The organism is Saccharothrix obliqua (genome assembly GCF_019375475.1).
Lineage (GTDB): Bacteria > Actinomycetota > Actinomycetes > Mycobacteriales > Pseudonocardiaceae > Actinosynnema > Actinosynnema obliqua.
Genome location: NZ_JAHXGQ010000011.1, coordinates 89,154 through 114,358, shown reverse-complemented (window position 1 = coordinate 114,358; position 25,205 = coordinate 89,154). Strand labels below are relative to the sequence as shown.

The window sequence follows — 25,205 nt, the reverse complement described above, 5'->3', positions numbered from 1 at the left end:
GCGATGGCCCAGGGCTACCGGCAAGGTTCCGAGGCGGGCCTCGACCTCGACACGTGGCGCCGCCTCGTCGACGGCTTCCACGAAGCCGTGGTGGTGGTCGACCCCGACGGGGTCGCCCGCTTGGCGAACCGGCTTGCCTCCGTGCTGTTCCCCCAGGTCCAGGTGGGTTCACGGGCGGCCGTGTCGGGCCGGTCGCGTGATCTCGGCGGCGGGTGGACCGCCTGGTTCCGCAGCCCCGAGGACTACCTCCAGGCGGCGTACCGCACGTTCGACGCCATCACCGATCGTGCCGAAACTTTACGGAACGTCGTCGGATCCGCACCCGCGCACCACGCCGTGGCGATCGTGCCGGGCGGTCGCGGACGGCTGGAGTGGTGGCGGCGCGGTCCGGACGGCGTGGTCGCCGCGGCCCGCACCGCGCGGCAGGTGGCGTTCGGCACGCCCGGCCTGGCGGACGTGCTCGACGGCCGGGTGCGGCACGTCGAGGTCGCCGGTCCCGGTGACGGGCCGTGGGGCGGCGCGACCGGGCGCGGGGTGGCCACGGGGCTGACCGGTGGCGGCGCGTTGGTGTGCTTCGGCGGGTACGACCTGGAGCTGTTGCTGCGTTACGCGGACCGCGCGTCGGAGGCGTTGGCGGTCAGCACGCTGCTGCACGAGCGGGACCGGACGGTCACCGTGTTGCGGACACCACTGCTGCCCGGTCCGCTGCCGGAGGTGGCCGGGGTGCGGTTGGCGCAGGTGTACGAGCCGGCCGATCCGGCCTTCCAGGTCGGCGGCGACTTCTTCGACGTGCACCCGCGGGAGGACGGCAGCGCGGCGTTCGTGCTCGGCGACGTGGCGGGCAACGGCGTCGAGGCGGCCGTCCACTCGGGACGGGTGCGGCAGAGCCTGCACACCCTGCTGGTGGTCGAGCAGCGGCCCGCGCAGCTGCTGGCGCTGCTCAACGCGGCGCTGCGGGCGGCGGGCAGCAAGCTGTTCACCACGCTGGTCGTCGGGAACCTGGTGCCCGTGCAGGCGGGTGGGCTGCGGGTGGCGCTCTCGGCGGGCGGGCACCCCGCGCCGCTGGTGCTGCGGTCGACCGGGCGCGTGGACGAGGTGGCGGTGCACGGCGGGATCGTGGGCGTGCTGCCCGAGGTGCGGTTCCAGCAGACCACGGTGATCCTCGGGCCGGGCGAGACGCTGCTGCTCTACAGCGACGGCGTGACCGAGGCGAGATCCGGCGCGGACCGGGCGGAGCTGTTCGGTGACAGCCGGTTGCGGGCCGCACTCGAGCGGTGCGCGGGCCTGCCCGCCGAAGCCGTGGCCGAGCACGTCCGGACCGAGGTGTTCGACTGGCTGGGGCCGGCGGAGCACGACGACCTGACCATCCTCGTCGTGCAGGCGGAGCCGTGAGCCTACGCGGTGGCGTCGGCCACCGACTCGTGGATGTGCATCACCTCGGTCAGCTCGGTGAGCCGGAACAGCTTGTGCACCGACGGTTGCAGCGACGCCATCCGGAACTGCCCGCCCGCACCGTCCAGCCGCCGGTGCCAGTCGAGCATGAGGGACAGCCCGGTGGTGTCCATGAACGGGACACCGCTCAGGTCGAGCACCACCCGCTCCCCGGACGTCCCGTCGAGGTGGTCCGAGAGCACGGGCACGGTGTCCGCGTCCAGCTCGCCCGACACCGCGACGACCGTCCAGCCACCGCGCTCCTCGCTGCGCACCTGCAAATCCATCGCGTCGTCGCCTCCCCGCACGGCGGGTGCCGTGCCGGTACAGATCGTGCAGCACGGGGCCGTTGGACGCGACCACTGGGTGGTCCAAGCGACAGGATGTGCGACGATGCGGTAACGGCCGATCAACGGGAGCGGATTGTGCGCAACGAGCCAGCGACGCCGGTGGCCGTGACGCTGCCTGCCACCGCAGGCGCGTCCGCGCAGGCACGCCGCATAGTCGGCGAGGCAGGCGCGGCCTGGGGCGTGTCGGCGGACGTGGCCGAGGATGCCGCGTTGGTCGTCACGGAGCTGGTGTCCAACGCGGTGGACCACGCCACCGGCCCCTTGGAGCTGACGGTGAGCCGGAGCGGTACCGGTATGAGGATCGAGGTGGCGGACCAGTCGACCACCCTGCCCCAGCCAAGACCTGTGGAAGTCGACTCGGCCCGCGGCCGAGGCTTGATCATCATCAACGCTCTGAGCCGTTCGTGGGGCACCACCCCCACCGCCAACGGCAAGGTCGTGTGGGCCGAACTGGGCTGATTCCACCGCGCCGCCCACCACACGTGGCCGGCCTCACACAGCTCAATCGGCCGGGCCCGAAATCACCCACGCGGGCGAGCCCCCGCCCCACTCACGCCCTACACACGCGCCCGCGAACAGCCCACACCCACCGCTCCCCACCACCCGCTCCCCCACCCACGCGCGGCACCCACTCCCGACTCCCGGCTTGACCCTCGCCCGGGATTCCACCCTGTCATCGCCCCCGGCCCTGCCGCCCCGCATCCCGGCACCGGCCGCAGCCCTCATCCCGGTGCCGGTCTCGCGCCGGGACCCGCTCCGACTCCGGTCTCAGCCGCGACCCTGGCTCGGCATCGACCTCAAGCACGCCGACGTCGGCTCCGGCCGGAGGTCCGACCCCGCCGGGGTCCGGGCACGGCGGAAACCCCGACCGGGGGGAGAAAGCCGGTCGGGGTCCGGGGAGGGGCGTGGTGCCCGCCTGCTATGCCACGCGCATCCCGAACGAGCCCCACCGGGTCACGGTGAGGGTGAGCGTCGCGGTGCCCACCTTGCCGTCCGCCGCGACGGCGGTGATGGTCAGCGGGTAGGTGCCGGGCGGCGTCTGGAGGTCGGTGCTCAGGAACACCCCGCTGCTACCGCCCTGGGCGATGGTGGGCGGGTTGAACGCCAACCGCGTGCCCGCCGGCGCTCCGGTCGACGTCAGGGCGAGGTTGCCCGTGCCACCGGACGCGGTCACCTGGAACTGGGCGAAGAAACCCTGCCGCACCGACACCGACGCCGGGTCGACCTTGACCGCCACCTCGCCGCCGCCGGGATCACCGCCCTCCACGGTCAACGACAGCTTGGCGGTAGCCGTCTTGCCACCGGCACCTGTCCCGGTGACCGTGACCTCGTACGTGCCGGCCGGGGTCGACCCACCCGCCTCGACCGTCAACTTGGCATTGGCCCCGGCCCGGATCGACGTCGGCTGGAACACCGCCTTCGCCCCACCCGGCAACCCGGCCGCGGACAACCGGACATCCTCCGCACCACCCGAACCAGCCACCGACGTCACCGTCGTGGAGGCGAACCCACCAGCCGCCACCTTCACGTTCGCCGGAGCCAGACCAAGCGTGAAGTCACCGGGCTGCTGGTCGCCCTCCACGGTCAACGACAGCTTGGCGGTAGCCGTCTTGCCACCGGCACCCGTCCCGGTGACCGTCACCTCGTACGTGCCGGCCGGGGTCGACGCACCCGCCTCGACCGTCAGCTTCGCATTGGCCCCGGCCCGGATCGACTGCGGCTGGAACACCGCCTTCGCCCCACCCGGCAACCCGGCCGCCGACAACCGGACATCCTCCGCACCACCCGAACCGGCCACCGACGTCACCGTCGTAGAAGCGAACCCACCGGCCGCGACCCGCACGCTCGCCGGGGACACACCCAGCGTGAAGTCCGACTGAGGCGTGCCGACCTCCTGCTGGACCCAGTCGCCCATCTCGTTGGTCAGCCGCCCGTAGACGCTGTACCACTTGAAGTCGCTGCGGCTCCACGACGCGACGCCCACGATCTTCCCGTCCACGACCAGCGGCCCGCCGCTGTCGCCGGGCAGGATGGTGGTGCGGCCGTCGGCGTACCCGGCGCAGATCATGGTGGCGGACCGGAAGCCGGCACCGACGCCCCGGCACACCGAGTCGCCGTCGACGATCGGCAGGGTCGCCTTGTCCAGCGTGACGTCGCGCCGGACGTCGTCGAAGTCCTTCTTCCCGTAGCCGAAACCGAGGCCGTTCTTGCCGGGGGTCGCGAGACCGGCGTCGGCGGACGTGGCGAACCGGGCGTACCGGCCGCCGCGGACGGGGATGTCGTCGGCGACGGTGACCACCGCGACGTCGTAGCCCTGGTCGAAGTTGACGTACTTCGGGTGCTTCTTGTACTCGACCACCTCGGTGCGGAACCCGCCGCCCGCGTTGAGGTCGTCCAAGCCGTACAGGAAGCTCTTGTCACCCTGGGCGTCGGCGCAGTGCGCGGCGATGAGGATCTTGCGGGGCGCGACGACGGAACCGGTGCAGGACTGGCCCTGCGGGCGCGAACCACCCGCGCGCAGGCCCGCGATGATCGCGGGGAACTCGTCGACGGTGGCGTCCTGGCCGTTGTGGAACGAGGTGGTGGCGTCGGATCTCGTCGGTACCGTGCCGCCCTCGAAGTTCGCGGCAGGGGCGTTCCCCGACCCGGCGACGGCAGCCGCGGGCAGTACCGGCAACAGCATCGCCGCCGCGACGAGGGACGCGAAACCCTTGGGACGTAGTCGTTTCACAGTGCTTCCCTTCCAGGCGAACAGCCGCTCCAGCAGGGGGTGGAGCGGCACGGTCCACTGTCGGTCGGCACCGGGCGCGGAACAATCAGGGACGTGATCCGTAGGGGTACGGCACTTATTCGCGGTGACCGCCCCAGAGGCAGAACAAGGGCCGCGGGCGGCTCGCGCGTGGAACAGCGGAACAGCGGCGCGGGGCCACTGGGGCAGGTCGTGCGCGGGATGGCCGCGGGGCTGCCTTCAACCGGTGGCGGCCCCGCGGTCGTCACCGCCGGTCAGGTCAGCAGCTTCTCCAGCACGTCCGCCGCCGCCGGCGCGCCACCCGCCCGACGAGCCAGGTCGCCGAGCGCCACCGCACCCGCACGCAACCCACGAGCCTCCTCCACAGCCGCCCGCAGCGACTCCGCCGTCACCTCCGCCGGCACCCGCGCCACGCCCAGCTCCTCCGCCCGCCGAGCGACCGCCCGCTGCTCCGGGATCCGCGGCACGGCCACCACCGGCACACCGTGCAGCACGGCCTCCATCAGCGAGTTCATCCCGGCATGGCTGACGAACGCGGTGGCGTGCCGCAACACCGCCACCTGCGGCACGCGGCGCGCCGCCCACACGTTGCCCGGCAACGGCCCGAGCAGGGACGTGTCCAGCTCACCCGTCGACATCACGACCTGCCACTCCGTGTCGCCGAACGCCTCCACGCACGCCCGGTACACGTCGGGCCGCTGGTTGAACACCGTGCCCAGCGACACCAGCAGCACCGGCCCGTCGCCGTCCGGGGACCACTCCCCCGCGTCCGCCACGGTGGGCCCGACGAAGTGGAACCGGTCGTCGAACGTCTCGCCGGCGAGCTGGAACTCCCGCGGGATGAACACGATGCTCACCGGCGCGACGTAGCCGAACATCAGGTTCGGGTCGGCCAGGAACTCGTGCCCGGCGGCGAACTCGCCCATCGCCCCGATCGCCGCCACCAGCCGCGGGTGGGTGTGGTCGAACGACGCCGGCAGGTAGACCTGCGTGGCCGAGAAGCGCTCGTTCTCGGCGAACGTCGGCACCAGCGCCACGTCCGGCACGCCCAGCAGGTTCGCCAGCATCCGCCCGGTGAACGTCACCGAGTCGTAGCACACGACCTCCGGCCGGTCGGCCGTGAAGTGCTCGGCCAGCACCGGGAACGACACACGCGCGTCGGCCAGGAAGTGCTCCAGCGTCACGGCGAGCTGGTCGGCGGTGAACTCGCCCCGCGCGTCCATGTCGGGCGGCAACCGGGACGGCAGCACGACCGGCGCCGCGCCGGCCGCGACCGCGCCATCCACAGTGGACGGTCCGGTGGCGTAGGAGACCCGGTGGCCCCGCCGCACGAGTTCCGCCACCAGCGGCAGGGTGGGGTTGACGTGACCGGGCGCGGGTGCGCTGACGAACGCGAAGTGGGCCACGTCAGTCCTCCAGGACCACGGGCAGCGCCTGGTGCCCGTTGGTGAAGAACGAACCCAGCGGCGCGAGTTCGTCCGGAGCGGCCAGGCGCAGGTTCGGGAAGCGGGCGAACAGGGCGGGCAACGCCGACGTCGCCTCCAGCCGGGCCAGCGGGCTGCCCAGGCAGTAGTGCACGCCGTGGCCGAACGCGAGGTGGTCGTGCCGCGACGGCCGCGTGATGTCGAACTCCTCGGCGTTGGGCCCGTGCTTCGCCGGGTCGCGGTTGGCGCCGCCGAACGACACCAGGATCGCGTCGCCCTCGGCGATCCGGACCCCGTCCACCGTCACGTCCCGCACCGCGTACCGCAGCGGCAGGTTCGGCACGGGCGGCTGCCAGCGCAGCGTTTCGTCCACCACGTCGTCCCACGTGCTGGTGCCCGCCGTGACGAGGCCGAGCTGCGAGGGGTGCGCGGCCAGGGCGTGCACGGCGCTGTCGATCAGGTTCACCGTCGTCTCGAACCCGGCGCTGATGGTGAGCAGCAGCGTGTCCAGCAGCTCCTGCTCGCTCAACCGCGTGCCGTCCTCCTCGCGCGCGGCGATGAGGTCGCTGGTGAGGTCGTCGCCCGGCTCGGCGCGCTTGGCCGCCACCAGGTCCTTCAGCAGCAGGTACAGCTCACCCGACGCGGCCTGCACGCCGTCCGGGTCGGCGTCCAGGCTGAACACCGCGTGCACCAGCCGCCGCAGGTCCGCGCCGATCGCGTCGGGCACGCCGAACAGCTCGCTGATCACCCGGATCGGCAGCGGGAAGGCGAACTCGGCCCGCAGGTCGACCACCTGCCCGCGCGGCACCGCCGCCAGGGCGTCCACGAGCTGCGTGGTGATCTCCTCCACGCGGGGCCGCATGGCGTCGATGCGGCGTGCGGTGAACGCCCGCGCCACCAGGCTGCGCAACCGCTTGTGGTCCTCGCCGTAGGCGGTGAACATGTTCTTCATCGCTACCCACATGATCAGCGGCCAGTCCGGCGGGATCTCGCCGCGCCGCCAGGTCGGCCAGTGCCGGTTGGCGTCCTTGGAGACGTTCGGGTCCAGCAGCAGCTCCTTCACCGCGTCGTGCCCGGTGACGGCCCACGCGGGCACGCCGCCCGGCAGCTCGACGGGCGTCGCCGTGCCGCGTGCGCGCAATTGCGCCGCCTCGCCGAAGATGTCCGCGCCGGTCGGGTCGATGACGTGCCGGTCGACCGGCGCGGGCGCGGGCGCGGCGGTGTCGAGCACGGTGGCGCGCGGCTTGGGCTGCTCGGTGACCTCCAGCAGGGCGGCCGTGAAGCGCGAGCCCATGCCCAGGCCCACCACCATGATCGTGTCGCCGGGGCGCAGGGTGTCGTCGTGCAGCAGGTGGTCGACGCCGAGCAACTGGTCGCACGGCCCGACGTGCCCGAGTTCCCGCAGGAACGACCACGTGGTGCGGTCCAGCGACACGCCCAGCGGCTCCAGCACGACGACCTGGAGCTGCGCCAGCCCGAGGCCGGTGACGACGAACCGGGTGATGTCGGAGACCGCGGTGTTGGCCTCCTTCGCGGCCTGCTCGACCGCGCTCACCAGGGCCTCGCTCATCAGCGTCAGGTAGGGCGCGAGACCGGTGACCTCGATCGGCGTCTTGTCGCGGTGCCCCAGCGGGTCCGGGATGGTCGGCGTGGCCAGCACCTCCATCTGGGTGGCGGAGCTGTTGGCGGTGGCGACCAGGCGGGCCCGGCCGCCCTCGCGGGTCAGCACCGCGGACACCGCGCCGTCGGCGAGGAAGATGCCGATGGTGGGCTGCCAGCGCTCCCAGCGCGGCGGCCGGAACCGGGACGTGGCGGTGACCAGGGTGGCGCCCGCCGCCGGGTCGGCAACCAGGTGCGCGGCGGCCGACTGGAGCGCGGCGGAACCGCCGTTGCTGGTCGCCTCCACCTCGTACACCAGGGCGTGCCCGAGGCCCAGCACCCGCTGGAGGTGGCAGGACGGCGCCATGTGGTCCTGCGAGTCCATCTGCGCGTAGGCGGCCATCGAGATGTCCGCGCCGGTCAACCCGGACTCCTGGAGCGCGCCGATCGCCGCGCGCACCGCCATCGCGTGCTCGGTGACGTCCGCGGACTGGGTGAAGGAGGTGAAGTCGGACAGCGCGAGCAGCCGCCGCATCGTCTCGGTGTCCGGCACGGCGTCGGTCGCGCGGGTGCGTGGCGGCAGGTACCGACCGGTGCCCCCGATGTACACGTCATCCCAGATCATGGGTGTCCCTCTCCCTGAGTTCGGCGAGCCCGGCCCCGTAGCCGTGGAAGTCCAGCAGCCACGTGCTGACCGCGAGCGCGGTTTCCGCGGAGTGCTTCTCCAGCGCGGTGAAGTGGTCGCCCCGGACGGTGAGCACGTCCTGGGCGGTGGTGGACAGCGTCGGCCACGCGCGTTTCCGGGTGCCGACCACGAGCACCGGCGCGGTCACGGTCCCCGGTTCCGGGGCCAGGTCGGCGTAGCGGCCCATCGCCAGCAGCCGGTGGTCGTCCACCGGCCGCACCTGGTGCTCGGCACGCAGCACGCCGTCGAGCACGGCGGCCAGGTCGCCCGGGTACCCGTCGACCAGCACGACGGCCGCCGGGCTCGTGCCCCGCTCCTCCAGGTGCCGCGCGACCGCCACGGCCAGCCACGCGCCCAGCGAGCGCCCGACCAGCACCGGGTTGTCCACGGTGGACGCGGCCTCCGCGAGCGCGGCCACCAGCTCCTCCGCCGACGACGGCAGCGGGTCGCCCGCGAACCCGGGCAGCGGCAGCGCGGTGACGTCGCGGGTGCCCTCCAGCGCCGCCGCGAACCGCCCGTACTCCTCCACCGCGGCGAAACCCAGCGCGGACGGCAGGCACACCAGGGCGGGCCGCAGGAAACCCGACGCCAGCCGCACCGGTTCGACCTCCGGCGGCGCGGTCGGTTCGAGGCGGGCGGCGGTGGCCAGCAACGCCAGGCCGTCCTCGGCGCGGTTCGCGTCGAGCGCCTTGCGCAGCAACGCTTCCACCGGGCCGGCCGCGCGGGGCGCGCTGCCGCACAGCTGACCGTAGAGGTGGTTGGCGAGCTGCGCGGGTGTCGGGAAGTCGAACACCGCGGTCGCCGCGAGCTGGAGCCCGGTGGCGGCGTTGAGGCGGTTGCGCAGGTCGATCGCGGTCAGCGAGTCGACGCCGTGGTCGCGGAACGCCTGCTGCGGGTCCTCGACGATCCGCGTGCTGTGGCCGAGGACGTGCGCGCTGTGCGTGTTGATCACGTCGAGCAGCAGCGCGCGCTGCTCCGGCTCGGCCAGGCCCGCGAGCCGGCCCGCCAGGTCGGCGGGCTCGACCCGGTCGGCCTTCGGCCGCACCAGGCCGCGCAGCGGGGCGGGCGGCGTGCCGATCGCGGCCAGGTCCAGGTGGATCGGCACCAGCAGCGGCCGGTCGGCGGTGAGGCCGACGTCGAACAGGGCCAGCGCCTGCTCGGTGGTCAGCGGTCGCATCCCGGTCCGGGCCAGGCGGCGGTGGTCGGTCTCGGTGAGGTGACCGGTGATACCGCTGGGTTCCGCCCAGTAGCCCCACGCCAGCGACACCGCCGCCAGCCCGGCGGCGGCGCGGTGGGCGGCCAGGGCGTCCAGGAACGCGTTGGCCGCCGCGTAGTTCGCCTGGCCGGGGCTGCCGAACGTGCCGGCCGCCGACGAGAACAACACGAACGCCTGAAGGTCCAGGTGCTTCGTGGCCTCGTGCAGGTTCCAGGCGGCGTCCACCTTGGGCCGCAGCACGTTCGTCACCTGCTCCGGCGTCATGGCGTCCACCACGGCGTCGTCCACGACACCGGCCGCGTGCACGACCACCGCGAGGTCGGGGACGGCGTCGACCAGCGAGCGCACGGCCGCCGGGTCCGCCACGTCGCACGCCACCACGTCGACCCGCGCGCCGAGCCCGGCCAGCTCCGCCACGAGTCCCGCCGCGCCGCCGCGCCTGCCGACCAGCACCACGTGCCGCGCCCCGCGCGCGGTGACCAGGTGGCGTGCCACCAGACCACCCAGCACGCCGGTGCCGCCGGTGATCAGGACCGCGCCCTCGACCACGCCCGGCCGCCCGTCCGCCGCGGCGCGCGCGAGCCGGGGCGCGAACACCCGACCGCCACGCACCGCGACGTGGGGTTCGTCCGCCGCCACCGCGGTGCGCACGGCGGCGTCCAGGTCACCGGAGCCGTCGGTCTCCACCAGCACGAGCCGGCCGGGGTGCTCGGCCTGGGCGCCGCGGGTGAAACCACGTGCCGCGGCGGACGGCAGGTCGTCGCCGGTCACCACGACCAGCCGGGTGTCGGCGCCCCGGACGGCGGCCAGCAGCTCGGCGACCACCGCGTGCGTGCGGGCCACCGGGTCTCCCCCGCCGTCGACGTGGTGGAACACCGCGTCCACCGGCGGACCGTCACCGGCGACCTCCGCCCACTCCACCGCGAACAGGGCGTTCGGGTGCCGGTTCACCGCCAGGTCGGCCAGCGCCACCGGCCGCAGCACGAGTCGTTCGATCGCGGCGACCGGCTCGCCCGCCTGGTCGGTCAGCCGCACGGCGTAGGTGTCGGGCGCGGTCGGGGTGAGCACCACCCGCGCCGCCGTGGCGGAACCCGTGACCGACACGCCGGAGAACGAGAACGGCAGGCGTGCCAGGCCGTCGCCGGGCTGGTCGGCGGTGATGCCGGTGAGCAGCGTCAGCGGTTGGACGGCCGCGTCGAGCAGGGCCGGGTGGACGCCGTAACCGGCGAGCGCGCCGCCGTCACCGGGGAACGCCACCTCGGCGTGCAGTTCGTCGCCGCTGCGCCAGATGCCGGTCAGACCCCGGAACACGGGCCCGTAGGCGTACCCGGCGGCGTCGAGCGTGTCGTAGAGGGAGCCGATGTCCAGCGGACGGGCGTCCGCCGGTCGCTCGGCACCGGGCCGCGGCGCGGTGGTGGCCGGCGCCAGGGAACCCGTCGCGTGCCGCGTCCAGTCGTCGGGTTCGGCGGCCGTGCGGGAGTGCACCGCCACCGGCCGGTGGCCCTCCTCGTCCGCCGCGCCCACGGTGACCTGGATGTGCACCGCGTCCGCGAGCACCAGCGGCGCTTCCAGCACCAGTTCCGCCACCACCGGGCACCCGACGTGCTCGCCGGTGCGCACGGCCAGCTCCAGGAAACCCGTGCCCGGCAACAGGGGCACGCCCGCCACCACGTGCTCGGCGAGCCACGGCGTCGTGGCCGCCGACAGCCGACCCGTCGCCACCACGCCCTGCCCGTCGGGCAGCCGCACCACGGACCGCAGCAGGGGGTGCCGCACGTCGTCCGGCCCGTCGCCGTTCACGGTGGGCGTCAACCAGAACCGCTCGTGCTGGAACGGGTACGTCGGCGCCGCGACCGGTCGCCCGGACGCCGGCGTCCACCGCGCGCCGTCCACCCACAGCCCGCCCAGGGCGGCCTGGAGGCGTTCCGGCGCGTCGTCGTCCCGACGCAGCACGGCGTCCGGCACGAGCGTCGGGTGCGGCCCGATCTCCAGGAACCGCACCACCCCGTGGTCACGCAGCCACGCCACGCCGTCCGCGAACCGCACGGTCTCCCGCACCTGCCGCGCCCAGTGGCCGGGTGCGCCGATCTCGCCGTCCCGCACCGTCGACACCACCGGGATGACGGGCTCGTGGTGGGTGATGCCGGCGGCGGTCCGGTCGAACTCGGCCAGGACCGGGTCCATGTGCGCGGAGTGGAAGGCGTGGCTGACCGCGAGCCGCCGCACCCGCCTCCCCTGCCGCCGCCAGTGCTCGGCGACCGCCGACACCGCGTCCTCGTCACCCGACAACACCACGGCGTCCGGGGCGTTCACGGCGGCGACGGACACGCCGGGGCGCAGCGTCGGGAGGACGTCGTCCTCGGCGGCCCGGATCGACACCATCGCCCCGCCGGGCGGCAGTTCACCCATCAGCCTGCCGCGCGCGGCGACCAGCCGGCACGCGTCCGGCAGGTCCAGCACGCCCGCCACGTGGGCGGCGGCGATCTCGCCGACGGAGTGCCCGATCACGAAGTCCGGCACGAACCCCAGGTCCGCCACCAGCCGGTAGAGCGCCACCTCCAGGGCGAACAACGCGGTCTGGGTGTGGAACGTCCGGTCCAGCACGCCGTCCTCGTCGGCGAACAGCAGGTCGCGGGAAATGCCGAGCAGGCCGCAGTTCTCGTCCAGGGACCGCGCGAACACCGGGAACGCGTCGTACAACCGCCGCCCCATCCCGACCCACTGCGATCCCTGCCCGGAGAACACGAACGCCGTCTTCCCCTCCCGCGCGACACCCGTGACCAGGCCGGCGGCGTCCCGCCCGGCGGTGAGCGCGTCCAGCCCGGCACGCAGGTCGTCCGGGCCGCCCACCACGGCCGCCCGGTGGGCGAACCGCGCCCGGGACGCGAGCGTGATCGGCCGCGACACGTGGTCCCGCAACCGCCGCGCCTGGTCCCGCAACGCACCCGCGGTGCGTGCCGAGAACGCCCACAGCGCCGGGCCGGTCACCTCCTCGACCGGCTCCGGGTCGGGCGACTGCTCCAGGAGCACGTGGGCGTTGGTGCCGCTGATGCCGAACGCGGACACACCGGCCCGGCGCGGTCGCCCGTGCTCCGGCCACGGCGTGGGCTCGGTGAGCAGCCGCACCTCGCCGTCGGTCCACTCGACGTGGGGCGTCGGCGCGTCCACGTGCAGGGTGCGCGGCAACTCGCCGTGCCGCATGGCCATGATCACCTTGATCAGCCCGGCGACACCGGCCGCCGCCTGGGTGTGACCGATGTTCGACTTCACCGAGCCCAACCACAGCGGCTCCGACCGGTCCTGGCCGTACGTGGCCAGCAACGCCCGCGCCTCGATGGGGTCGCCGAGCGCGGTGCCGGTGCCGTGCGCCTCCACCGCGTCCACTTCGGACGGACGCAGGCCCGCGTTCGCCAACGCCTGCCGGATCACGCGTTCCTGCGACGGACCGTTCGGCGCGGTCAGGCCGTTCGACGCACCGTCCTGGTTCACCGCCGAACCACGCACCACGGCCAACACCCGGTGCCCGTTGCGCCGCGCGTCGGACAACCGCTCCAGCACCAGCAGACCGGAGCCCTCGCCCCAGCTCGTGCCGTCCGCCGCCGCCGAGAACGGCTTGGCACGCCCGTCCGCCGCGAGCCCCCGCTGCCGGGAGAACTCGATGAAGCTCGCGGGCGTCGCCATCACCGTGACGCCACCCGCCAACGCCAGCGAGCACTCACCCGAGCGCAACGCCTGCGCCGCCAGGTGCACCGCGACCAACGACGACGAGCACGCCGTGTCCACCGACACCGCGGGGCCTTCCAGACCGAACACGTACGACACGCGGCCGGAGGTCACGCTCGTGGCGGTGCCGGTGGACAGGTACCCCTCCACGTCCCGGGAAACCTGCTCCACGCCACCCGCGTAGCCCGATGCCCAGATGCCCGTGAACACACCGGTCTCGGTGCCGCGCAACGAGGTCGGGTCGATCCCGGCGTGCTCCAGCGCCTCCCACGCGGTCTCCAGCACCAGGCGTTGCTGCGGGTCCATCGCCAACGCCTCGCGTGGCGAGATGCCGAAGAAGTCGGCGTCGAAACCCGCCGCGTCCGCCAGGAAGCCGCCGTGCCGCGTGTAGGTCGTGCCGGGAGCGCCGTCCGGGTCGAACCGCACGTCCCAACCCCGGTCGGCCGGGAAGCCGCCGATCGCGTCCACGCCGTCGGCCACCAGCCGCCACAGGTCGTCCGCCGAGGCCACCCCGCCGGGGTAGCGGCAGCCGATGCCCACCACGACCACGGGGTCGTCCGTGACCGCGGCGGCGACGGGGGTCGCCACCGCCCGTCGCGTGCCGAGCACGACCTCCCGCAGGTGGCCGGCCAGCAGCTCGGGCGTCGGGTGGTCGAACACCGCGGTCGCCGACAGCCGCGCACCGACGGCCGCGGACAGCCGGTTGCGCAGCTCGACGGCGGTCAGCGAGTCGAACCCGAGTTCCTTGAACGCCCGGTCCACCCCGACCGCCGCGCCGTCCGCGTGCCCGAGCACCGCGGCGGCGTGCCCGGTGACCAGCTCCAGCAACGCGGCGTGCTGCTCGGCCGCCGGCAACGCGTCGATCTCGCGGGCGAAACCACTGCGCCGCACCGGCTTCCGGCCGCGCACGAGACCACGCAGCACCGGCCGGTCGCCGAGCGCCGCGACGTTCAACCGGGCCGCGAGGACCGCCGGGTCCGCCACGCGCAGCCCGGCGTCGAACAACGCGAGGCCCTGCGTGGCCGACATCGACGCGATGCCCGCGCGGGCCAGCCGCCCGGTGTCGGCCCGCTCGGTGAGCGCGCTGGTCACCGCCCAGTGGCCCCAGGCCAGCGAGACCGCGGGCAGCCCCTCGGCCCGCCGCCGCGCCGCCAACCCGTCCAGGTGGGCGTTGGCGGCGGCGTAGTTGGCCTGCCCCGGCGAGCCCAGCACACCGGCCGCCGACGAGAACAACACGAACGCCCGCACGTCCAGGTCCCGGGTCAGCTCGTGCAGGTGCTCGGCCGCCAACGCCTTCGGCCGCCACGCGGTGTCCAGCCGCTCCGGCGTCAACGAGGCCACCAGGCCGTCGTCCAACGCGCCCGCCGCGTGCACGACGGCCGTCAGCGGCGCGGGCACTTCCGCCAGGACGGCGGCCAGCGCGGTCCGGTCCGCCACGTCGCACGCGACCACCCGCACGTCCGCGTCCAGCTCGCGCAGCTCCTCGGGCACCTCGCCGCCGGACCGGCCCACCAGCACCAGCCGCCGCACGCCGTGCTCGACCACGAGGTGCCGGGCCACCAGCCGCCCGAGCGCGCCCGTGCCGCCGGTGATCAGCGCGGCGCCCTCGGGGTCCAGCGGCGCGGGCACGGTCAGCACGACCTTCCCGACGTGCCCGCCCTGGCTCATGTGCCGCAACGCCGCGCGGGCCTCCCGCACGTCCCGCGCCCGGACCGGCAGGCCCGCCAGCTCACCGGCCACGAGCAGCCCGACCACGTCGGCGAGGACCTGCCCCAGCCGCTCCGGGCCGGCCTCGCCGAGGTCGAACGCCCGGTACCCGGCGACGTCCACGCGCACGTCGGCCTTGCCCATCTCGATGAACCGGCCGCCGGGTGCGAGCAGCCCCAGGGACGCGTCCACGAACTCACCGGCCAACGAGTTCAACACCACGTCCACCGGCGGGAACGCCTCGGCGAACCCGAGATCACGCGAGGACGCGATGTGGTCGTCCGGCAAACCCAGGTCCCGCAACACACCCCACTTCGCGGGGCTCGCGGTCGCGTACACCTCCGCGCCCAGCCGCCGGGCGAGCTGGACGGCCGCCATGCCGACACCACCCGCACCCGAGTGGATCAACACCCGTTCACCCGCCCGCAGCCCGGCCAGGTCCACCAACCCGTACCAGGCGGTCAGGAACACCACCGGAACCGCCGCCGCCCGCGCGAACGACCACCCGTCCGGCACAAGCGCCAACACCCGGTGGTCAGCCACCGCTTCCGGCCCGAACGCGCCGGGCAGCAGCCCCAGCACGCGGTCGCCCGGCACGAACCCGGTGACCTCCGCGCCGACCTCCACCACGACACCGGCGCCCTCGCTGCCCAGCACGGCCGGGCCCGGGTAGACGCCCAGGGCGATCAGCACGTCCCGGAAGTTCACGCCGGCCGCCCGCACCGCCACCCGCACCTCGTGCGGGCGCAGCGGCTGCCGCGGCTCGGCGACGAACGCCATGTCGTCCAGGCTGCCCGTGTCGGACTGGACCAACCGCCCGGTCACGGGTTCGGCCGACACGCGTGCCAACCTCGGCACGTGCGGCACGCCGTCGCGGACGGACACCTGGTCCTCGTCACCGATGAAGGCGGGCAGCTCGCCGTCGGTGTCCACCAGCACGAACCGGCCGGGGTGCTCGGCCTGCGCGGACCGCACCAGGCCCCACACGCCCGCCGCCACCGGATCGCCGGCGGGCAGACCGCGGGTGCGCACCACGAGCCGGTCGCCGTCACCGGCGAGGAAGTCCTGGACCACGCGCAACGCGTCCGGCACCGACTCCGGTGCGACCACCGCGTCCGGCACCGCGCCCGCCTCGGCGGTCAGCGGGACCCAGTCCAGCCGGAACAACGAGTCGTCACCCAGCGGGCGGGTGGTGAGCCGGTCCACGGACACCACCGGCGCGCCCGTGTCGTCGGCGACCAGCACCCGGTACGCGCCGGGTTCCGGTTCGGTCAGCCGCACCCTGGCGTGGTCGACACCGGTGCGGTGGACCACGACACCGCCCAGGGAGAACGGCAGCCGAGCCTCGCCGGACGCACCGGCCAGGACCGCGAGCGGTTGCAACGCCGCGTCCAGCAACGCCGGGTGCACGCCGAACCGGCCCGCGTCGGCCACCTCGACCTCGGCGAACACCTCGTTGTCCCGCCGCCACACGGCACGCACGCCCTGGAACGCCGGACCGTGCTCGTACCCGGCGGCGGCCAGCACGTCGTACAGGCCGTCGACCGGCTCCGCGCCGCGTGGCGGCCACTCGGTGATCGGGTCGGGCGTGGCGGGAGCGCCGCCGACCACACCGGACGCGTGCCGCTGCCACTCGCCGTCGCGTGACCGGACCTCCACCGTCCGCCGACCGCCCTCGTCGGGCGCGCCCACGGCGACCCGCACGGCCACCGACCCGGTTTCCGGCAGCACCAGCGGCGCTTCCAGGACCAGTTCCTCCACCACACCACCCACGTGGGCGGCCAGTTCCGCGAACACCGCCGCCGGCAGCAGCACCCGTCCCAGCACGGCGTGCTCGGCCAGCCACGGCTGGTCGGCACGCGACAGGCGGCCGGTCCACACCGCGCCGCCGTCGCCCAGGTCGACCGCGGCGCCCAGCAGGGGGTGGTCGGCCCGGTCCAGCCCGGCCGCCGTCACGTCACCCGCGCCACCGGGCGGCAGCCAGTACCGCTCCCGCTGGAACGGGTAGGTCGGCAACGCCACCGGCGGCCCGGCCGGGAACTCCCAGCGGATCTCCACGCCGTGCGTGAACAGCCTGCCCGCCGCCGCCAGGAACTCGGCCCGACCGCCGCGGTCGCGACGCAGCGTCCCGGTGGCCGTGCCCTCCAGCACGGGCGTCAGCACCGGGTGCGGGCTGACCTCCACGAACACCGCGTCGTCCGGCAGGCCGCGCACGGTGTCGGCGAACCGCACCGGCTCACGCAGGTTCCGGTACCAGTAGTCGGCGTCGAGCACGTCGCCGGACACCGGTCCGGCGGTCACCGTCGAGTGGAACGGGACCTCGCCCGGCACGGGTCGCACGTCCGCGAGGTCGGCGAGCAGCCGGTCCCGGATCTCCGCCACCTGCGCGGAGTGCGCGGCGTAGTCGACCGGCAGCCGCCGGGCCCGCACCCCGGCCGCCTCGCACGCCGCCAGCAGCTCGTCCAGCGCGGCGAGGTCGCCGGACACCACCACCGAACCCGGCGCGTTGAGCACGGCGACGGTCAGCCGGTCACCCCACCGCCGCACGTGCTCCTCGGCGTCTTCCGCCGAGAGGGCGACCGACACCATGCCACCGCGGTCGGTCAGCGTGCGCAACGCCTTGGCACGCAACGCGACCACACGCGCGGCGTCATCCAACGACAACGCGCCCGCCACGTGCGCCGCGGCGATCTCACCCTGCGAGTGCCCCACCACCACATCAGGCACCACACCGTGCGACCGCCACAGTTCCGCCAACCCCACCATCATCGCGAACAACGCGGGCTGCACCACATCAACCCGCTCCAAACCACCACCCCGCAACACATCCACCAACGACCACTCGACATACGGCGACAACGCCACCGCACACCGATCAACCGCAACCCGAAAAACCTCCGACTCGGCATACAACCGCCGACCCATACCCACCCACTGCGCACCCTGACCCGGGAACACGAACACGGTCTTGCCCGGTCGCCCGACCACACCCGGCTCGTACTCGGCAGCGAGCAGTTCGTCCCGGTCCGCGCCGACCAGCACCGCCCGGTGGTCGAACCTGGTCCGCGTCGCCAGCGCCCGCCCGACCGAGGCCACCGGGACGTCGGGGTGCGCCGCCGCGAACTCCCGCAGCCGCGTCACCTGCTCGTGGACGGCGTCCGCCGCGTGCGCGGACACCACCCACGCCACCGGCCCGTCCGCCGCCACCTCGGCGACGTCGGCGTCCGGCGACTGCTCCACGATCACGTGGGCGTTGGTGCCGCTGATCCCGAACGACGAGATCCCGGCCCGCCGGGGGTGACCGTTTCGCGGCCACGGCACGGCATCGGTGAGCAGCCGCACGTTGCCGCTGTCCCAGTCGACGTGTGGTGTCGGCGTGTCGACGTGCAACGTGCGGGGCAACACGCCGTGCCGCAACGCCAACACCATCTTGATCACACCGGCCACACCCGCCGCCGCCTGCGTATGACCCAGGTTCGACTTCACCGAACCCAACCACAACGGCTCCGACCGGTCCTGGCCGTAGGTCGCCAACAACGCCTGCGCCTCGATCGGATCACCGAGGGTTGTACCCGTGCCATGCGCCTCAACCGCGTCCACATCTCCAGCCGACAACCCGGCACTCGCCAACGCCTGGTTGATCACCCGCTCCTGCGACGGGCCGTTGGGCGCGGTCAGGCCGTTGGACGCACCGTCCTGGTTCACCGCCGAACCACGCACCACGGCCAACACCCGGTGCCCGTTGCGCCGCGCGTCGGACAGCCGCTCCAGCAGGACGAGCCCCGCGCCCTCGGACCAGCTCGTGCCGTCCGCCGACGACGAGAACGACTTGCACCGACCGTCGGCCGACAACCCGCGCTGCCGCGAGAACTCGGTGAAGCCGACGGGCGTGGCCATCACCGTGACCCCGCCCGCCAACGCCAACGAGCACTCACCGGACCGCAGCGCCTGCGCCGCCAGGTGGATCGCCACCAGCGACGACGAGCACGCGGTGTCCAGCGACACCGCCGCGCCCTCCAACCCCAGCAGGTAGGCGATCCGACCGGACGTCACGCTCGTCGCCGCGCCCGTGCCGAGGTAGCCCTCCACCTCGGCGGTCGGGTTGCCGTAGCCGGACGCCCAGATGCCGGTGAACACCCCGGTCCGGCTGCCGCGCAACGAGGTCGGGTCGATCCCGGCGTGCTCCACCGTCTCCCACGCGGTTTCCAGCAGGACGCGTTGCTGCGGGTCCATGGCCAACGCCTCGCGTGGCGAGATGCCGAAGAAGCCCGCGTCGAAATCGGCCGCGCCACGCAGGAAGCCGCCGTGCCGCGTGTACGACGTGCCGGGGTGGTCGGGGTCGGGGTGGTAGAGGCGTGCCACGTCCCAGCCCCGGTCGGTCGGGAAGCCGCCGATCGCGTCGACGCCGTCCGCCACCAGCCGCCACAGGTCGTCCGGCGACTCCACGCCACCCGGCAGGCGGCACCCCATGCCGACGATGACGACCGGGTCGTCGTCGACCCGGACCACCGGGACAAGCGCGGTCGGCGTGCTCGCACCCGACGACTCGGCCAGCAGGTGGTCCGCCAGCCGCCGGGGCGTCGGGTGGTCGAACGTCACGGTCGCGGGCAGCCGCACACCGGTGGCCGCGCCGAGCCGGTTGCGCAGCTCGACCGCGGTCAGCGAGTCGAAACCCAGCTCCTTGAACGCCTGGTCGGCGCGGATGGCGGCGGTGTCGCGGTGGCCGAGCACGGTCGCCGTGTTGGCGACCACCAGGTCCAGCACGGCGGCGCGGCGCTCGGCCTCGGGCAGCGACCGCAGCCGGTCCGGCAGCAGGCCGCGCCGCGTGCGCCCCGGCGGCCGGCCGAAGTCCCGCAACGCGCTGGGCAACCGCGTCGACCGGCGCAACGCGGCCGTGTTCCACGCGACCGGCGCGACCACCGCCCGGTCCACCGCCAGGGCGGCGTCGAACAGCTCCAACGCGTGCCCGGTGGTCAGCGGCACGACGCCGGCGCGGCCCAGCCGCTCCCGGTCCGCGTCGCCGAGGTGCCCGGTCATCCCGCTGGACTCGGCCCAGTAACCCCACGCCAGGGACGTGGCGGGCAGCCCCAGCGAGCGGCGGTGGACGGCCAGCGCGTCGAGGAACGCGTTGGCCGCGCCGTAGTTCGCCTGGCCGGGGCTGCCGAACGTGCCGGCCGCCGACGAGAACAACACGAACGCCCGCAGATCACGCGTCAACTCGTGCAGGTGCCAGGCCGCGCGTGCCTTGGGCGCGAACACCTCCGCGACCCGGTCCGGCGTCAGCGTGGCCACCAGGCCGTCGGCCAGCACACCGGCCGCGTGCACGACCGCCGACACCGGCCGGTCCCGGAGCAGCGCGGCGACCGCGTCCCGGTCCGCCAGGTCGCAGGCCACCACCTCGACCCGCGCGCCGGCCGCTTCGAGTTCGGCACGCAGCTCCGCACCACCACCGCGGCGGCTGACCAGCAGCAGGTCGCGGACGCCGTGCGTGGCGACGATGTGCCGCGCGACGATGCCGCCCAACGTGCCCGTGCCGCCGGTGATGAGCACCGTCCCGGTCAGCTCGGCCGGCATGTCGAGCACGATCTTGCCGATGTGGTTGGCCTGGCTCATGTGCCGGAACACGGCCACGGCGTCCCGCACGCCACGCACGTCCAGCGGGAGCGGGGTGAAACCGCCGTCCGCGAACGCCGCCAGCACCTCGCCGAGCAGCACGCCGAGCCGGTCCGGTCCGGCGTCGGCGATCTCGAACGCCCGGTACGCGACGTCGGTGCGGTCGATCCCGGCGCGGATGTCCGTCTTGCCCATCTCGATGAACCGGCCGCCGGGTGCGAGCAACCCCAGCGACGCGTCCACGAACTCGTCCGCCAACGAGTTCAACACCACGTCCACGGGCGGGAACACCTCGGCGAACGCCAGGTCCCGCGACGAAGCGATGTGGTCGTCGGGCACACCCAGCTCCCGCAATACCTCCCACTTCGCGGGGCTCGCGGTCGCGTACACCTCCGCACCCAGCCGCCGGGCCAGTTGGATGGCCGCCATGCCGACACCACCGGTGCCCGCGTGCACCAGCACCCGTTCACCGGCCCGCAGCCCGCCCAGGTCCACCAGCCCGTACCAGGCGGTCAGGAACACGACGGGTACCGCCGCCGCCCGCGCGAACGACCACCCGTCCGGGATGCGGGCCAACACCCGGTGGTCGGCGATCGCGACCGGTCCGAACGCACCGGGCACGAGGCCCATGACCCGGTCGCCGGGCCGGAGGTCCACGCCGGGGCCGACGTCGAGCACCACGCCCGCGGCCTCACCGCCCATCAACGCCGCGCCGGGGTACACGTCCAGGGCGATCAACACGTCCCGGAAGTTCAGGCCCGCGGCACGCACGGCGAGGCGGACCTGTCCCGGCTCCAACGGCGCCGTCAGCTCGGGTCGCGGCACGAGCGCCAGGTCGTCGATGCCGCCGGTGCCGACGTCCTCCAGCCGCCACGGCCCGGCCGGCGGCCGGAGCGCCCGCGCGACCCTGGTCAGGCGCGGCACCCGGACCACTCCCCGGCGCACCGCGAACTCCGACTCCGCCGAGCCCGCCACCCCGTCCGGCACCACGTCGCCGGGCCGCGCCACGTCGACCACCGCGAACCGCTCGGGGTGCTCGGCCCGTGCCGAGCGCACCAGGCCCCACACCGCCGCGTGCGCGAGGTCGACCACGTCACCGGCCACCGCGGCGACCGCGCCGCTGGTCACCACCACCAGCTTCCGGTCCCCGGCCAGGTGTTCCCGGAGCACGCCGAGCACGTGCCCGACCGCCGCCTCCGCGGCCCGCGCCGGATCACCGGCGAACTCGGGCACGTGGTGCACCACCACGTCCTCCACGGTGCCCGTCTCGGTCAGGGGCACCCAGTCGAGCTGGTACAGGCTGTCCGGACGTGCGGCAGGCGCACGCACGGCCAACGACCCGATGCGGGCGACGGGACGGCCTTCGTCGTCCACGACCGACACCGCGTAGGTGTCCGGGCCGGTGGCGACGACCTCCGCGCGGACGGTCCGCGCGTCGGTGGGCCGCAGCGCGACGTCGTGGAACGCGAACGGCAACCGCGCCGACCCGTCGTGCAGGAGGGAGACGGCGTGCAGGGCGGCGTCGAGCAACGCCGGGTGCGGGCCGAACCGCTCCACGGCGGGCACCGCGACCTCGGCGTGCACCACGTCACCGGACCGCCACGCGGCCGTGACGCCCTGGAACGCCGGTCCGTACTCGAACCCGGCCGCCGCGAAGTCCTCGTACAAGGCCGCCACGTCCACGGGTTCACCGGCCGCGTCACGCGGGGTGCCCCAGGACGGCTCGCCCGACAGCACGCCCGTCGCGTGCCTGGTCCACTCATCGCCTTCACGCGAGTGCACGGCAACCGAGCGGCGGCCGTCCTCCTCCGCGCCGACCACGACCTGCACGTGCGCGTCGTCGACCGTGAGCGGGACTTCCAGCACCAGTTCGTCCACCGCCGGCGAGCCGACCACGCCACCCGCGTACGCCACCATCTCCAGGAAAGCCGTGCCGGGCAGCAGGACGGAGCCCAGCACGGTGTGGTCGGCCAGCCACGGCTGCGTCGCCACCGAGAGCCGACCGGACAACACGGCACCGCCGTCCGGCAGTTCCACGCGCGAGGTGAGCACCGGGTGGTCGCCGCCACCGGCCACGACGGGCCGCAGCCAGAACGGCTCCCGCTGGAACGCGTAGGTCGGCACGCCCTCCGCCACCGGCCCGTCCGGGATGCGCCAGTCCACCGCCACGCCCCGCACGTGCAGGGCGGCGAGGGAATCGGCGAAGTCGCCGTCCCGCCGCAGCGTCCCGACGACCACCGCGTCCACGGTCCCCTCGATCGCGGACACCAGCACCGGGTGGGGGCTGACCTCCACGAAGACCTCGTGCCCGCTCTCCCGCAGTGCGCGGACCGCGCCGTCGAACAACACCGGTTCCCGCAGGTTCCGGTACCAGTAGGCGGCGTCGGCGACCGTCACCGGCTCACCGGTGACGGTGGAGTGGAAGGGAATCCGGGGCGGTCGCGGCGTGATGTCGGCCAGGTCGCGGAGCAGCCGGTCGCCGATCGCCTCGACCGCCGGCGAGTGGGCCGCGTAGTCCACGGGCAGCCGCCGCGCGCGGACGCCGTCCGCCTCGCACGCCGCCAGCAGCTCGTCGACGTCGTCGCGGTGGCCGGAGACGACGACCGCGCCGGGCGCGTTCACCACGGCGACGGTCAGGCGACCGGACCACCGCGCCAGGTACTCCTCCGCCGCCTCCGCGGAGAGCGCGATCGACACCATGCCACCGGGTCCGGCCAACTCCGCCAAGGCCAGGCTGCGCAACGCGACGACCTTCGCGGCGTCCTCCAACGACAACGCGCCCGCCACGTGCGCCGCGGCGATCTCACCCTGCGAGTGCCCCACCACCACATCAGGCACCACACCGTGCGACCGCCACAGTTCCGCCAACCCCACCATCATCGCGAACAACGCGGGCTGCACCACATCAACCCGCTCCAAACCACCACCCCGCAACACATCCACCAACGACCACTCGACATACGGCGACAACGCCACCGCACACCGATCAACCGCAACCCGAAAAACCTCCGACTCGGCATACAACCGCCGACCCATACCCACCCACTGCGCACCCTGCCCCGGGAACACGAACACGGATTTCCCGCCCGCGGCCGTGCCCGTGACCAGGTTCGGCGCGTCACGTCCCGCCGCCAGCGCCGCCAGGGCCGCCGGGTCGCCCACCACCGCGCGGTGCGCGAACACCGGGCGGGCCGCCAGCACGCGGGCCACCGCCGGCACACCGACGTCCGGGTTCGCCTTCACGTACGCGTGCAGCCGACCCGCCTGTTCCCGCAACGCTTCCGGCGTCTTCGCGGAGAGCACCCACGGCGTCGGACCGGCGGTCTCCGCCGGAACTTCCCCCACCGGTGCGGATTCGACGATCACGTGGGCGTTGGTGCCGCTGATCCCGAACGACGAGATCCCGGCGCGGCGTGGCCGGTCGACCTCGGGCCACGGCCGGGACTCGGTGAGCAGCCGCACGTCCCCGGCCGTCCAGTCCACATGCGACGTCGGCGCGTCGACGTGCAACGTGCGGGGCAACACACCGTGCCGCAACGCCAACACCATCTTGATCACACCGGCCACACCCGCCGCCGCCTGCGTATGACCCACATTCGACTTCACCGAACCCAACCACAACGGCTCCGACCGGTCCTGGCCGTAGGTCGCCAACAACGCCTGCGCCTCGATCGGATCACCCAACGTCGTACCCGTGCCGTGTGCCTCAACGGCATCCACGTCCGACGGCTCCAGCCCCGCGCCGGCCAACGCCTGCCGGATGACCCGCTCCTGCGACGGACCGTTGGGCGCGGCGAGGCCGTTGGACGCACCGTCCTGGTTGACCGCCGAGCCGCGGACGACCGCGAGCACCCGGTGCCCGTTGCGCCGGGCGTCGGACAGCTTCTCCAACAGCAGCAGGCCCGCGCCCTCACCCCAACTGGTGCCGTCGGCGGCGTCGGCGAACGCCTTGACCCGGCCGTCCGGGGCCAGGCCGCGCTGCCGCGAGAACTCCACGAACCCGGCGGGGGTGGCCATCACCGTCACGCCACCCGCCAACGCCAACGAGCACTCACCCGCACGCAACGCCTGCGCCGCCAGGTGGATCGCCACCAACGACGACGAGCACGCCGTGTCCACCGACACGGCCGCGCCCTCCAACCCCAGCAGGTAGGACACCCTGCCGGACGTGGCGCTGGTCGCGATACCGGTGGCCAGGAAGCCCTCCAGGTCCGGCGGCGGCTGGGAGCCGTAGCCGGAGGACCACACGCCGGTGAACACGGCGGTGCGGCTGCCGCGCAGGGACGTGGGGTCGATGCCCGCGCTTTCGAAGGTTTCCCAGGCGGTTTCCAGCAACACCCGCTGCTGCGGGTCCATCGCCAACGCCTCGCGTGGCGAGATGCCGAAGAAGCCCGCGTCGAAACCCGCGCCGTCCGCGAGGAAACCACCCGAGGTGGTGTAGGTCGTGCCGGGCCGGTCCGGGTCGGGGTCCACCACCACCTCCCACCCGCGGTCGGCGGGGAACCCGCCGATGGCGTCGACCTCCTCGGTCACCAGCCGCCACAGGTCCTCGGGCGAGGCGACACCGCCGGGCAGCCGGCAGCCCATGCCGACGACGGCGATCGGCTCGCGGGCCGCCTCCTCCGCCTCGGCCAGCCGCTTGCCCATCAGTCGCAGGTCCGCGGTGGCGCGCTTGAGGTAACTGCGGAGCTTCTCTTCGTCGGACATG

The 25,205-nt window shown here is 74.2% G+C and carries 6 protein-coding genes and 1 pseudogene; 2 read left to right on the top strand and 5 right to left on the bottom strand.

Annotation, left to right across the window (positions count from 1 at the left end):
• Positions 1-3: 3 nt before the first annotated feature.
• Positions 4-1,392: a PP2C family protein-serine/threonine phosphatase gene (locus tag KZQ38_RS29030; RefSeq protein WP_219446393.1), complete on the top strand. Its 1,389-nt coding sequence runs from the start codon at positions 4-6 to the stop codon at positions 1,390-1,392.
• Positions 1,393-1,394: 2 nt separating this feature from the next.
• On the opposite strand, the gene KZQ38_RS29025 is transcribed toward KZQ38_RS29030, so the two are convergent.
• The gene (locus KZQ38_RS29025) at positions 1,395-1,718 is read right to left on the bottom strand and encodes an STAS domain-containing protein (RefSeq protein ID WP_219446391.1); all 324 of its coding nucleotides are present in this window, start codon (positions 1,716-1,718) and stop codon (positions 1,395-1,397) included.
• A 138-nt stretch (positions 1,719-1,856) separates the two neighbouring features.
• On the opposite strand from KZQ38_RS29025, the gene KZQ38_RS29020 reads away from it, so the two are divergent.
• Positions 1,857-2,240 carry an ATP-binding protein gene (locus KZQ38_RS29020; RefSeq protein ID WP_219446389.1) on the top strand — a complete coding sequence of 128 codons (384 nt, stop codon included), beginning with the start codon at positions 1,857-1,859 and terminating at the stop codon, positions 2,238-2,240.
• Positions 2,241-2,700: 460 nt separating this feature from the next.
• Here the strand turns inward: KZQ38_RS29020 and KZQ38_RS29015 are convergent, their stop codons facing one another.
• From KZQ38_RS29015 to KZQ38_RS36585, 4 genes and pseudogenes are all read right to left on the bottom strand, one after another.
• Positions 2,701-4,512: a trypsin-like serine protease gene (locus KZQ38_RS29015; protein WP_308258646.1), complete on the bottom strand. Its 1,812-nt coding sequence runs from the start codon at positions 4,510-4,512 to the stop codon at positions 2,701-2,703.
• A gap of 272 nt (positions 4,513-4,784) precedes the next feature.
• The gene (locus tag KZQ38_RS29010; protein WP_219446388.1) at positions 4,785-5,936 is read right to left on the bottom strand and encodes a macrolide family glycosyltransferase; all 1,152 of its coding nucleotides are present in this window, start codon (positions 5,934-5,936) and stop codon (positions 4,785-4,787) included.
• A 1-nt stretch (position 5,937) separates the two neighbouring features.
• On the bottom strand, positions 5,938-8,178 hold the full coding sequence (locus tag KZQ38_RS37305) for a cytochrome P450 (RefSeq protein WP_219446387.1): 2,241 nt from the start codon (positions 8,176-8,178) through the stop codon (positions 5,938-5,940).
• Positions 8,165-25,204 (bottom strand): annotated as a pseudogene (locus tag KZQ38_RS36585) (type I polyketide synthase); the annotation flags it as partial. The pseudogene KZQ38_RS36585 and the gene KZQ38_RS37305, both read right to left, overlap by 14 nt.
• Between the last annotated feature and the right edge of the window lies 1 nt (position 25,205).

Coding starts and splice junctions, on each gene's coding strand:
- KZQ38_RS29030 (WP_219446393.1), top strand. CDS start 4: ATGGCCCAGGGCTACCGGCAAGGTTCCGAGGCGGGCCTCGACCTCGAC.
- KZQ38_RS29025 (WP_219446391.1), bottom strand. CDS start 1,718: ATGGATTTGCAGGTGCGCAGCGAGGAGCGCGGTGGCTGGACGGTCGTC.
- KZQ38_RS37305 (WP_219446387.1), bottom strand. CDS start 8,178: ATGATCTGGGATGACGTGTACATCGGGGGCACCGGTCGGTACCTGCCG.